Below are 10,681 nucleotides of genomic sequence, written 5' to 3'. Positions count from 1 at the left end.
GTCAGCTGGGCACCCACAACGCCCGTCCGACGTCCACCGCGCCGGAGGGCCGCAGCGGCGTACCCTCCTCGAGCCACGCCTGACGGGCCTCGTCGAGCAGCCAGGCCGGGAGCGTGCCGTCGGAGCGGATGCACCGCCACCAGGCCACGTTCGAGCCGTGCTGGGACATGACCCGGGCGGCCGCGCGGGGCCCTCCGCCGAACACGTCGTGGAGGGCGTCCGCGATGGCGCCGTAGGTCGTCACCCGACCGCGGGGCACCCGCTCGACGATCGACAGCACGGCGTCGTCGTAGTCGGTCAGCTCGACCGGGCCCAGGTCCACCCGGCCGAGGGTAGCGGTCAGAGCACCGAGTGGAACGGCTCCGTCCTGTTGACCAGCGCCAAGCCGCTGATGCCAGACCGAGCGTGGACAGTACGCCGACCGCCCTGCCGCCCGGCGACATGGAACCCGACCCGGAGCCACCCGGGATGCTCGGGGTCAGCGTGTGGAGCGGGTGCGACCAGCCCTGGTCGGCGGCGTCGTCACCACGACGACCGCCCGCCCGGGTGATCCCCGGACGGGCGGTGTCTCGACAGGCTCGACCGACGGGCGGTCGGAGGCGGAGCGTCAGTAGGACGGCTGCGACGGGTCGATCTGGTTGACCCAGGCCACCACGCCACCGCCGACGTGCACGGCGTCGGAGTAGCCGGCACCCTTCGCGACGGCCAGCGCCTCGGCGGAGCGGACGCCGCTCTTGCAGTGCAGGACGACCTGCTTGGCGCCGTCGCCGGTGAGCTCCTGGAGCTGCCCGATCGCGTTGCCGTTGAGGAACTCGCCCTTGGGGATGAGGACCGAGCCAGGGATCCGGTTGATCTCGAACTCGTTGGGCTCGCGCACGTCGACGAGGACGAAGTCGCGGCTGCCCTCCTCGCGCTCCTTGAGCATGTGCTCGAGCTGGACGACGGAGATCGTCGACCCGACGGCCGCGTCGGCCGCCTCCTGCGACACGGCACCGCAGAACGCCTCGTAGTCGATGAGGCTGTCGACGGTCGGTGCATCACCGCACAGCGCGCAGTGGGGGTCCTTGCGGACCTTCAGCTTGCGGTAGGACATCTCGAGGGCGTCGTAGATCATCAGCTGGCCGACCAGCGGGTCGCCGATGCCGGTGAGCAGCTTGAGGCCCTCGTTGACCTGGATCGAGCCGATGCTGGCGCACAGGACGCCCAGCACGCCGCCCTCGGCGCAGGACGGCACCATGCCCGGCGGGGGCGGCTCGGGGTAGAGGCAGCGGTAGCACGGCGCGTCAGCGGCGGCCGCGGCGAGCTCCGGGTCCTTGCTGTTGCGCAGACCGGCCGCGAACACCGACGCCTGGCCGTCGAAGCGGTAGATCGAGCCCCAGACGTAGGGGATGCCGAGGAAGTACGCCGCGTCGTTGACCATGTAGCGGGTCGCGAAGTTGTCGGTCCCGTCGATGATCAGGTCGTAGCCCTCGAACACGCTGAAGACGTTGTCGTTCTCGAGTCGCTCGGGGTGCAGCACCACCTCGACGTACGGGTTGGCCTCCTTGATGGAGTCCCGCGCCGACTCGCCCTTCTTCCGGCCGATGTCGGACTGGCCGTGGATGATCTGGCGCTGCAGGTTCGACTCGTCGACCTCGTCGAACTCGACGATGCCGATCGTACCGACACCGGCCGCGGCCAGGTAGAGCAGCGCCGGGCTGCCGAGGCCGCCGGCGCCGATGACCAGGACCTTGGCGTTCTTGAGGCGCTTCTGGCCGGCCATCCCGACGTCAGGGATGATCAGGTGCCGGCTGTAGCGGCGTACCTCGTCGATCGTGAGCTCGTCGGCGGGCTCCACGAGCGCTGGGAAGGACACGACGGTCTCCCTTTCGTCTAGGTCGGTCGGACGTTCCTCGGTGCAACACGAGCACCGTCGTCCATGTTCCCTTCCCCGCCCGGACCCCCAGGACCTCATCCCGTCATCCGGACGGAAGTGGGATCCGATGGCCCGGACGTAAGTGACTCGGGAGTACGCTCGCGGCGTGACGACGGAGTACGACCTCGAGACCGCCCGCCCGCGCGGGGGTCGCATGCCGCGCCGCGAGCGCCGCGCCCAACTGCTCGACTCCGCCCTGGAGGTCTTCGTCGCTCAGGGCTACCACGCCGCCGCGATGGACGACATCGCCGACAAGGCGGGCGTTTCCAAGCCGGTGCTCTACCAGCACTTCCCCGGCAAGCTCGAGCTCTACCTCGCGCTGCTGGAGCAGTCCTGCGACGCGATGATCGGCAAGGTCCGCGAGGCGCTGGACTCCACGCAGGACAACAGGGACCGCGTCGAGCGGACCGTCCACGCGTTCTACGACTACGTCGCCAGCGAGTCGGGCGCCTATCGCCTCATCTTCGAGTCCGACCTCACCAACGAGCCGGCCGTGCGCGAGCAGGTCGACCGGGTCACCAACGAGTGCTCCGAGGCGATCGCGGCCGTCATCGCGGCCGACACGCACCTCCCCGAGCCGGCTGCGCTGCTGCTCGCCGTCAGCCTGGTGGGAATGGCGCAGGTCTCCTCGCGGTTCTGGCTCGACAGCCAGCGACGCATGAACAAGGACGAGGCGGCTACCTTCGTGGGCGGCCTCGCCTGGCGTGGCATCGCCGGCTACCCCAAGACCGACGAGCAATGAACCAACCCCCCGAAGGAGTTCCCGTGGAGGTCAAGATCGGCGTCCAGCACGCCTCGCGCGAGCTGGTCCTCGAGACCGACGAGACGCCCGAGTCCGTCGAGAAGCAGGTCAGCGACGCACTCGCCGCCGGCGGCCTGCTCACCCTGACCGACACCAAGGGTCGCAAGGTCTTCATCCCGGCCGAGAAGATCGCCTACCTCGAGCTCGGCAGCGGCACGGTCGGGCACGTCGGCTTCCGCAGCTGACACGCAGCACCGACCCACCCGCGTGGGTCGGTGCAAACGCGCTCCCCGAGGTGGATGATCGGCGGGAGGGACGTCCGCCCCTCTGGCCACCACGAAAGGGAAGCGCCATGCTCTGGACGATCATCGTCACCCTCGTCGGAGGAGTGATCATCGGCCTGCTCGGGAAGTTCCTCGCTCCCGGAGACCGCGACAACATCCCGTTCTGGCTGACCGTGGTCTGCGGCATCATCGGCATGATCGTCGGCAGCCTCCTCTACTACGGGCTGTTCGGCGTTGCCAGCAACGTCAAGGGCAACCCCGACTACGGCTGGGACAACACCACCAAGGGCATCGACTGGTGGCGGCACGTCTGGCAGATCGTCGTGGCCGCGCTGGCGGTGATGGCTGCCTCGTTCGTCACCGGGCGGTCCGGGCGGGGGCACCGCGTCTGACGCGGCCACAGCAGCACACCAGCGACGACGGCCGGGGCGCAGGCCCCGGCCGTCGTGGTGTCGCCGTGCCGTACGTCGTCGCGGTCAGTGCTCCAGGCCGAGGCCGGTCATCCGCTCCACGTGACGCTCGGTGAGCCGGGCGAACATCCGGCCGATCGCGGCCAGGTCGAGCCCGGGCATGTCGATGCCGCCCGCGAGCAGCGCCGAGAGGGCGTCCCGGTCGGCGGCGACCCGCTGCGCCTCGGTCAGCGCCTCGCCCATCAGGCGGCGACCCCACAGGGCCAGCCGCCCGGCGAGCTTCGGGTCGGCCTGGATGCCGGCGCGGACCCGGTCGACGACGAACTCGGCGTGCCCGGTGTCCTCCAGGGAGGTCAGCAGCAGGTCGCGGGTCTCCGGGTCGAGGAACGCGGCGATCTCGCGGTAGAAGTCGTTGGCCAGTCCGTCGCCGACATACGCCTTGACGAGTCCCTCCCACCAGTCGCTCGGCGCGGTGTGGGCGTGGAACGACTCGAACCCTCCCCGGAACGCCTCCATCTTGTCGAACGGGTCGGCGCCGAGCTCGGAGAGCCGGGCGCAGATCAGCTGCACCTTGCCGAGCTGCTGGGACGCGAACGTCCCCATGGCGACCTTGTCCTCGAGGGTGGGCGCCAGCTTCGCGTCCTCGGCCAGCCGCTCGAAGGCGCTCACCTCGCCGTAGCCGACCGCGGCCAGCAGGTCGATGACCGCCTCGCGGTAGACGGGGTCCGAGAACGCGACGGGGTCCACCGATGCAGTCACGGGCTCACCCTACCGATAGAATGGCGTTCGATTGATGGGCTGCGCGGCGCCCGCGCCGGCGCGGCCGAGTATGTGCGCGGCGCAGCGCTGATCGCTTCTTGCTGTGAGTGCCTCCGCCGCACGGACCCAGCACCCGGCGCGACGCCGGGCACAAGAAAGCGAAACATGACTACCTTCCGTGAGCTCGGGGTGCACCCCGAGATTTGTGACGCGCTCGAGCGCAAGGACATCACCACCCCGTTCGCCATCCAGGAGATGACCCTCTCCGTCGCCCTCCTGGGCACCGACCTCATCGGTCAGGCCCGCACGGGCACCGGCAAGACGCTCGCCTTCGGCATCCCGCTAATCCAGCGCAGCGTCTCCCCCAAGGACCCCGACTACGCCGAGCTGCCCGCGGGCAAGCCGCAGGCGCTCGTGGTCGCCCCGACCCGCGAGCTCGCGCTCCAGGTCTCCGGCGACCTCGCCCTCGCCTCCGCGGACCGCGGACTGCGCGTCCTCACCGTCTACGGCGGCGCCGGCTACGAGCCGCAGATCGAGGCCCTCGAGGCCGGCGTCGACATCGTCGTCGGGACGCCCGGTCGTCTCATCGACCTCGCCAACCGCCGGGTCCTCGACCTCTCCCACGTGCACGCCCTCGTCCTCGACGAGGCCGACGAGATGCTCGACCTCGGGTTCCTCGAGGACATCCAGCGGCTGATCCGGCTCACCCCGGAGACCCGGCAGACCATGCTCTTCTCGGCCACGATGCCGGGCCCGATCGTGGCGCTGGCCCGTACCTACATGCGGCACCCCATGAACATCCGCGCCGAGTCGTCGTACGAGAACGCCACGGTGCCGACGACCGCGCAGTTCGTCTACCAGGCGCACGACCTCGACAAGCCCGAGATGATCGGCCGCATCCTCCAGGCCGAGGACGTCGACAAGGTCGTCGTCTTCGCCCGCACCAAGCGGCAGGCGCAGCGTGTCGCCGACGACCTGGCCGACCGGGGCTTCCCGGCTGCGCCGCTGCACGGCGACATGGCCCAGCCCGCTCGCGAGAAGGCGATGCAGCGCTTCCGCGACGGCAAGGTGCAGATCCTCGTCGCGACCGACGTGGCCGCCCGCGGCATCGACGTCACCGGCGTCTCGCACGTCATCAACTACACGACCCCGGACGACGAGAAGACCTACGTCCACCGGATCGGCCGCACCGGTCGCGCCGGCGCCTCCGGCATCGCCGTGACGCTGGTCGACTGGGCCGACATCCACAAGTGGAAGATGATCAACAAGGCGCTCGACCTGCCGTTCGACGAGCCGGTGGAGACCTACTCCTCCTCCGAGCACTTCCTCCACGAGATGGGGATCCCGAAGGGCACGAAGGGCCGCATCAAGGCCGCCGCGCCGGTCGAGCGCAAGCCCCGCGAGGCGGGTCGTGACGGTGGTCGTGACGGTGGTCGTGACGGTGAGCGCTCCGAGCGCGCGCCGCGCAGCCGGAACCGCAACCGCACCCGCTCGCGCGGTGGCGAGGTCGTCCAGGGCGGCGAGTCCGCCGCCGAGTCGACGGCACCGTCCGGCGACGGCTCGGAGGGCGAGGCCGCGCCGGCCTCGCGCAACCGCCGCCGTCGCCGTCGGTCCTCGGGCTCGCGCACGGCCGAGTCCAACGCGGCCACCGCCAGCGAGAGCTGACCAGCGCTCGTCGTACGCACATCGGAGCCCTCGGCCGTCCCGGAACCGATCCGGCCGGCCGAGGGCTCCGGTGCTTCTCGGGTCCTGAGGACCTCAGGCCACGACGACGACCGGCGTGCCGACCGGTGCGAAGTCCCAGAGCGCGATCGCGTCCTTGGTCCTCTGCCGGATGCAGCCGTGGGACTGCGGCGTGCCCAGCTGCTTCATGGTCTGGAGCGGGACGCCCTGCTTGGTCGGAATGGTGTGGAAGCCGATGGCCGCGCCGCCGGGGCCCTTCGTGAAGCGGACGAAGTACTGCATGACGCCCGAGTCGTCCACGCCGACGGCCCACCGGGACTTGGAGTAGACGGAGTAGGTGCCGGGCTGGAGGTTGGCGACGACGCTGCCCGAGCCGAGGTAGGTGCGGGTCACCTCGCCGTCGCGTCCGACCAGCCAGACGCGCTGCGCGCTCTGGTCGAACACGATCCGCTTGCCGCTCCCGCTGTCAGCAGGCAGCGCCTTCGGGTCGGGCGCCACCGAGGCCGCGGCCGTGAGGTCGACGGCGGCGCTGTCGGGCGCCGCGTCGCTCGGATCGCTCGGATCGCCCGCGTCGCCCGGATCTCCCCCGTCGGTCGACTCTGCCACGGCGGCGCCGACCTCCGCGGGCGCGGTTCCAACGACACCGGTGCCGGCGAGCACGGCCACCGCTGTCACCGTTGCCGACGCGACGCCGGCGAGGAGGCGACCCCAGCGCACGGCCACGCCGGAGCGGTGCCGCGCAGCCCGATGCCGCGTGCCTGCCATCAGCCGCGTGCGCCCCTGTCGCTGGGGCGGGAGCTCCGGGCGATCAGGTGGGCGGCCACCTCGCGGTAGGCCCGGGCGCCCTTGCTCGAGCGCGACGTCGACAGGATGGACCGGCCCGCGGCCGGCGCCTCGGCGAACTTGATGGTCTTCGGGATCGGGGGCTCCACGACGTCGAGGTCGTAGGTCTCCGAGATCGTCTCGAGCACCGTGCGGGCATGGGTGGTGCGACCGTCGTAGAGCGTCGGGAGCACGCCCCAGACCTCGAGACCCTTGTTGGTGAAGCGGCGTACGTCGTGGACCGTGTCGAGCAGCTGGCCGACCCCGCGGTGCGAGAGGGTCTCGCACTGGAGCGGGACGAGCACCCCGTCAGCGGCGGTGAGCGCGGCGACCGTGAGCACGCCCAGTGACGGCGGGCAGTCGAGCAACACCCAGTCGTAGTCCGTGACGTCCTCCAGCGCGGCCCGGATCGCCTGCTCCCGGCCGGTCCGGGTGAGCAGGTCCGCCTCAGCACGCGCCAGGTCGATGGTGGCCGGCAGCAGGTCGACGCCGTCGTCGGTCTCGAGGATGACCTCCTCGACGGCGATGCCCTTGGTCAGGACCTGGTGGATCGACAGCTCGAGGTCCTCGGGGTCGATCCCGAGCGAGAACGTCAGGCATGCCTGCGGGTCGAGGTCGACGAGGAGAACCTTCTGGCCGAGCTCGGCCAGCGCGGCGCCGATCGACGCCACGGACGTGGTCTTGGCGACGCCGCCCTTCTGGTTGGCGACCGCGAGCGTGGTGGTCATCGGAGCCATCATGCACGATGCGACCGGCCGGTAGGCCACACTGTGCGCCATGTCGACCGCTCTCGTCACCGGCGCCACCGCCGGCATCGGCCTCGCCTTCGCCCGTCAGCTCGCCGCCCGCGGCGACGACCTCGTCCTCGTCGCACGCGACGTCGAACGGCTCGAGCAGGTCGCCGACGAGCTGAGGACGACGTACGGCGTCAGCGCCGAGGTGCTGCCCGCCGACCTGGTCGACCGCGAGCAGCTCGCCGCCGTCGAGCATCGGCTCGCCGACCGGGACCGGCCCGTGGACCTGCTGGTCAACAACGCCGGGTTCGGGCTCAAGAAGCGGTTCCTGGACAACACCGCCGACGCCGAGACGGCGATGACCGACGTGCTGGTCATCGCTCCCCTGCGGCTCAGCCACGCGGCGCTCGCCGGGCAGGTCGAGCGCGGCCACGGAGGCATCATCACGGTCGGCAGCGTGGCGTCGTACCTGCCGCGCGGGACCTACAGCGCCGCGAAGGCGTGGGTCAACAGCTTCACCGAGTGGGCCCACCACGAGTACGCGCCGCGGGGCGTCAAGGTGATGGCTCTGCTGCCGGGCTTCACCAAGACCGAGTTCCACGAGCGCATGGACGTCAGCCGGGGGTCCGCACCGGAGTGGATGTGGCTGGACGCCGACGACCTGGTGCGCGAGGCGCTCGACGACTACGACAAGGGGAAGGTGTTCTCGATCCCCTCGCCCCAGTACAAGGTGCTCGCCGGTCTCGCCCGGGCCACGCCGACCCGGCTGCTCCAGCGCTTCCAGTCGCTCGGCCGCCGGTGACGCACCGACCGTCTGCCCCACCTACCGAGCCATGGTCCGACGACGGCCTCGACCACTCCCCGACCGGCGTCAGATCGCCGAGAGGGTCGGCCGCTTGGGCGCGATGTCGTCCCCCAGCGAGCGGCCGGTCAACCGCCGGCGGACCCAGGGCGCGGCGAACCGCCTGACCCAGTCCAGCTCGGCGAGGACGCGATCCCGGCCCGTCAGCGGCGTCGCGTCGGGCAGCAGCGGCGGCTCGAGGCGGTGCTCGATGCCGAGGGCGTCGAGCACGTGCATCGCCGCACGGTGGTGGCCCAGCGGCGAGAGGTGCACCCGGTCCGCGTCCCAGTAGCGGGGGTCACGCGCCTCACGGACCCGCCAGTTGTCGACGAGCACGACCCCGCGCGCGTCGACGACCTCCCGCAGGAGCTCGTTGAAGATCGCGATCCTGCCTCGGAGCGCTCGGAACGGACCCGCGGCTGCGGCGCCGTGGGTGAAGAGCACGACCTCCGCACCGGCCCCGACCGACGCGGCGACGGCGCCGTCGATCGCCTCGACGAGCGCATCGATGTCGATGCCGGCTCGGAGGAAGTCGTTACCGCCGGCCTGGATGCTGATGAGGTCCGGCGCCAGGGCCAGCGCAGGCGCGAGCTGTTCCTCGAGGATCTCCCCGACGCGTCGCCCCCGGATGGCGAGGTTCGCGTAGCCGAAGTCGTCGCACCGGGTCGCCAGCACCTCGGCGACCCGGTCGGCCCACCCCCGCAGCCCGTTCGGCCGCTCCGGATCCGGATCTCCCAGGCCTTCGGTCCAGGAGTCACCGATCGCCACGAACCGGCGGTACGTCGGACCCGTCGGTCGTCCCGTCATCTCGGCCAACGGGTCCGGCACCGCGCTCTCCGGGTGCTGGACCTCGGTCACGGGCGACTCCTCGGCGATGTGGGTTCGATGCGACTGCCTGACGAAATCCTAGGAGGCACCGCCAGTCGGGTGGTCGCCGGCCCGGCTCCCACCCCGGCGGACGGGGACAAGGACGGCCGAGGTCGGGCGGCCGGGGCTACCCCTGCTCGATGAACGCCCGGACGGCGTCGGCGACCATCTGCACCGCGATCGCGGACAGCAGCAGACCGGCGATCCGCGTCACGAGCAGGACGCCGCTCTCCCTGATCAGGCGCAGGATCGGCAGCGAGAAGCGCATCGCCAGCCACAGGACGACGTGCACGCCGATGATCCCGACCGCGATGGCGTCGACGTCGGTGAAGCCGTCGACGCTCTTGGTGAACACCATCGTCGCGACGATCGCGCCCGGCCCGGCGAGGAGCGGCGTGCCGAGCGGGACGAGGGCGACGTTGGTGTTGGACCCGGAGCCCGCGACCGGCTCGTCCTCCTTGCCGGTGAGCAGCTCGAGCGCCACCAGCAGGAGCAGCAGGCCGCCGGCGCACTGCAGCGCCGGCAGCGAGATCGACAGGTAGTTGAGGATCCCCTGCCCGAAGACGGCGAAGACGACGATGACGAAGAACGACACCAGCACGGCCTGCCAGGCGGCGCGCCTGGCGTGGGCGGCCGAGCGGCCCGACGTCAGCGACAGGAAGATCGGGACGGTGCCGACCGGGTCCATGATGACGAACAAGGTCACGAAGACCTCGACCATCAGCGTGAGGTTCAACGGATGACCTCGGGCGTCTCGCGGCTGCTGGCGGCGGAGGCGGCGGCGGCCGCCTCGAGCAGCCGGCCGTACTCCTCCGGGTCGGTGGTGTTGATCCCGAGGTCGTGCATCGTCTTGCCGGTGCCGTGGTAGTCGCTCGAGCCGGTGACGACCAGGCCGAGGTCGCCCGCGATCGCCCGCAGCCGCTGCCGCCGGTCCTCGGAGTGGTCCTGGTGGTCGACCTCGATGCCGGTCAGTCCGATCTCCTGCAGGCGGGCGAGCTCGACCTCGTCCGGCCGCTCGGTCCTGCTGCGGCCCCAGACGTGGGCGACGACCGAGACGCCGCCGGCGTCGGCCACCAGACGGATCGCCTGGTCGAGCGGCGGGGCGTACCTGCCGACGTACGCCGGCTGCCCGGCACTGAGCAGGGTGTCGAAGGCCGCATCGCGGTCCGGGACGACGCCGAGCCGGACGAGGGCGTCGGCGACGTGGGGCCGGCCCGACGCGGCGGCGTCCGTCGAGACGGCGAGGACGTCCTCGACGGTGATCTCGACGCCGAGCCCGCGGAGCCGCTCGACCATCATCGGCAGCCGCTGCTGCCGGCCGCCGAGGATTCGCTGGAGCTCCTCGGCGAGGGGCGGGTACGTCGCGTCGGGGAGGTAGCCCAGGAGGTGGACGCTCCGCCCCTGGTGGAGCGTGCTGATCTCCATCCCGCGGACGAGCTCGAGGCCGATCTCGCGGGCGGTCGCCGCGGCCTCGTCCCAGCCTTCGGCGGTGTCGTGGTCGGTGAGGGCGAGCACGTCGAGCCCGGCGGCCTGCGCCGCTCGCACCAGCTCCTCGGGCGAATCGGTGCCGTCGCTCACCCGCGAGTGGGTGTGGAGGTCGATGCGCACCCGCTGAGGATATGAG

The 10,681-nt window shown here is 71.4% G+C and carries 13 protein-coding genes; 5 read left to right on the top strand and 8 right to left on the bottom strand.

The genetic code is table 11. The annotated features are described in order from the left end of the window. Position 1: 1 nt before the first annotated feature. Entirely contained in the window at positions 2-322 is a 321-nt protein-coding gene (locus QDS12_RS13515) for an MGMT family protein (protein WP_279879592.1), read from the bottom strand. A 285-nt stretch (positions 323-607) separates the two neighbouring features. Then, the gene (gene moeZ, locus QDS12_RS13510; RefSeq protein ID WP_279879591.1) at positions 608-1,855 is read right to left on the bottom strand and encodes an adenylyltransferase/sulfurtransferase MoeZ; all 1,248 of its coding nucleotides are present in this window, start codon (positions 1,853-1,855) and stop codon (positions 608-610) included. Positions 1,856-2,021: 166 nt separating this feature from the next. Between moeZ and QDS12_RS13505 the strand changes: the two genes are divergently transcribed. The 3 genes from QDS12_RS13505 to QDS12_RS13495 all read left to right on the top strand — a co-directional run bounded on the left by QDS12_RS13505 (position 2,022) and on the right by QDS12_RS13495 (position 3,333). Next, on the top strand, positions 2,022-2,657 hold the full coding sequence (locus QDS12_RS13505) for a TetR/AcrR family transcriptional regulator (protein WP_279879590.1): 636 nt from the start codon (positions 2,022-2,024) through the stop codon (positions 2,655-2,657). Between the two features lie 23 nt (positions 2,658-2,680). Then, a complete protein-coding gene (locus QDS12_RS13500; protein WP_279879589.1) occupies positions 2,681-2,902 on the top strand; it encodes a DUF3107 domain-containing protein in 222 nt (73 codons plus the stop codon). 107 nt (positions 2,903-3,009) lie between these two features. Further along, positions 3,010-3,333 (top strand): hypothetical protein, encoded by a 324-nt coding sequence (locus QDS12_RS13495; RefSeq protein WP_279879588.1) that lies wholly within the window; start codon positions 3,010-3,012, stop codon positions 3,331-3,333. An 84-nt stretch (positions 3,334-3,417) separates the two neighbouring features. On the opposite strand, the gene QDS12_RS13490 is transcribed toward QDS12_RS13495, so the two are convergent. Then, positions 3,418-4,110, bottom strand: coding sequence for a ferritin-like fold-containing protein (locus QDS12_RS13490; RefSeq protein WP_279879587.1), 693 nt, complete (start codon positions 4,108-4,110; stop codon positions 3,418-3,420). 165 nt (positions 4,111-4,275) lie between these two features. Between QDS12_RS13490 and QDS12_RS13485 the strand changes: the two genes are divergently transcribed. Then, positions 4,276-5,775, top strand: coding sequence for a DEAD/DEAH box helicase (locus tag QDS12_RS13485; protein WP_279879586.1), 1,500 nt, complete (start codon positions 4,276-4,278; stop codon positions 5,773-5,775). A 93-nt stretch (positions 5,776-5,868) separates the two neighbouring features. Here the strand turns inward: QDS12_RS13485 and QDS12_RS13480 are convergent, their stop codons facing one another. Both QDS12_RS13480 and QDS12_RS13475 read right to left on the bottom strand, forming a co-directional pair. Then, positions 5,869-6,558 carry a L,D-transpeptidase gene (locus QDS12_RS13480; RefSeq protein WP_279879585.1) on the bottom strand — a complete coding sequence of 230 codons (690 nt, stop codon included), beginning with the start codon at positions 6,556-6,558 and terminating at the stop codon, positions 5,869-5,871. Then, on the bottom strand, positions 6,558-7,343 hold the full coding sequence (locus QDS12_RS13475) for a ParA family protein (protein ID WP_279879584.1): 786 nt from the start codon (positions 7,341-7,343) through the stop codon (positions 6,558-6,560). The genes QDS12_RS13480 and QDS12_RS13475 overlap by 1 nt, the downstream gene beginning before the upstream one ends. 49 nt (positions 7,344-7,392) lie before the next feature. On the opposite strand from QDS12_RS13475, the gene QDS12_RS13470 reads away from it, so the two are divergent. Next, the gene (locus QDS12_RS13470; RefSeq protein WP_279879583.1) at positions 7,393-8,151 is read left to right on the top strand and encodes an SDR family oxidoreductase; all 759 of its coding nucleotides are present in this window, start codon (positions 7,393-7,395) and stop codon (positions 8,149-8,151) included. 69 nt (positions 8,152-8,220) lie between these two features. Here QDS12_RS13470 and QDS12_RS13465 read toward each other — a convergent pair whose 3' ends face one another. From QDS12_RS13465 to QDS12_RS13455, 3 genes are all read right to left on the bottom strand, one after another. Then, positions 8,221-9,048, bottom strand: a complete 828-nt coding sequence (locus tag QDS12_RS13465) for an SGNH/GDSL hydrolase family protein (protein WP_279879582.1) — start codon at positions 9,046-9,048, stop codon at positions 8,221-8,223. 136 nt (positions 9,049-9,184) lie between these two features. After that, positions 9,185-9,778 (bottom strand): MarC family protein, encoded by a 594-nt coding sequence (locus tag QDS12_RS13460; protein ID WP_279879580.1) that lies wholly within the window; start codon positions 9,776-9,778, stop codon positions 9,185-9,187. A gap of 11 nt (positions 9,779-9,789) precedes the next feature. Next, complete coding sequence (locus QDS12_RS13455) at positions 9,790-10,665, bottom strand: PHP domain-containing protein (RefSeq protein WP_279879579.1); 876 nt, start codon at positions 10,663-10,665, stop codon at positions 9,790-9,792. Positions 10,666-10,681 lie beyond the last annotated feature (16 nt).

The organism is Nocardioides sp. CER19, from assembly GCF_029846275.1.
In the GTDB taxonomy this organism is placed as follows: domain Bacteria; phylum Actinomycetota; class Actinomycetes; order Propionibacteriales; family Nocardioidaceae; genus Nocardioides.
The sequence above is the reverse complement of the archived record's forward strand: the minus strand, read 5'-3'. Positions and strand labels throughout refer to the sequence as shown.